Origin of the sequence: Shewanella sp. SG44-6 (assembly GCF_014164185.1) — a bacterium.
GTDB lineage: Bacteria > Pseudomonadota > Gammaproteobacteria > Enterobacterales > Shewanellaceae > Shewanella > Shewanella vesiculosa.
Window position 1 is genome coordinate 1 of record NZ_JACJER010000302.1, and the last position, 808, is coordinate 808.

At 42.3% G+C, this 808-nt stretch carries 1 protein-coding gene; it reads left to right on the forward strand.

Translation table 11 applies throughout. The features are described from left to right. A partial coding sequence (locus H5185_RS22320; RefSeq protein WP_182743346.1) for an NAD(P)H-hydrate dehydratase occupies positions 1 to 808 on the forward strand: 808 nt, incomplete at both ends.

Below are 808 nucleotides of genomic sequence, written 5' to 3' on the forward strand. Positions count from 1 at the left end.
TGACAGCAAAATATGATAATAACGCCCCAAAAACTGACTTATTAGCAACACAAATACAGACCGCTCGTTGGCAGACAATTGATGTACAAGCAATTGATAAAATGGCCGTGTTACAACTTGACGATAAACTTAACCAAGCCAGTGTGATTTCAATAGGCAGTGGATTAAGTATTGGCCAAAGTACTGACCAACTCAGCGTTAACTTTAGCCGTAGCCGTAATTATCTTGACAACAACTCTATCAACAACAGCTCTCTCGACAACAGCTCTCTGGGTAACAAAAAGCATCACAACAGCGATTCAGATGGCTTATCTGTCCCTAATGGTAATAGTGAATTTTTTTACGCGCTCTTAACTCAGTTACAAGCTAATCCTAATCCGGTCATATTCGATGCTGACGCACTGAATTTTATCAGTCGCTTACTTCACCCAGGTAATATCGCAACCACATCGATAACCCTACCAAAACACAGCATTATCACGCCACACCCCAAAGAGTTATCACGATTATTGAATCTTGATGTTAGCGAAATCCAAGCCAAACGGGTGCACTATACCAATATGGCCGCTAAGCAATTAAACGCAGTCGTTGTTCTTAAAGGCAAACATACTGTGATTAGTGATGGCGAGCAGGTATTTATCAACCCAACAGGAAACAGCGCGCTTGCCAAAGCCGGAACAGGCGATGTGTTAACCGGAATGATAGCTGGTTTTTGTGCTCAAGGTGTCAGCCCTATAGATGCCGCATGTTTAGGTGTCTATTTACACGGTTTAGCAGGTGATATTGCTGCAGAGGACTTAAGTCAATA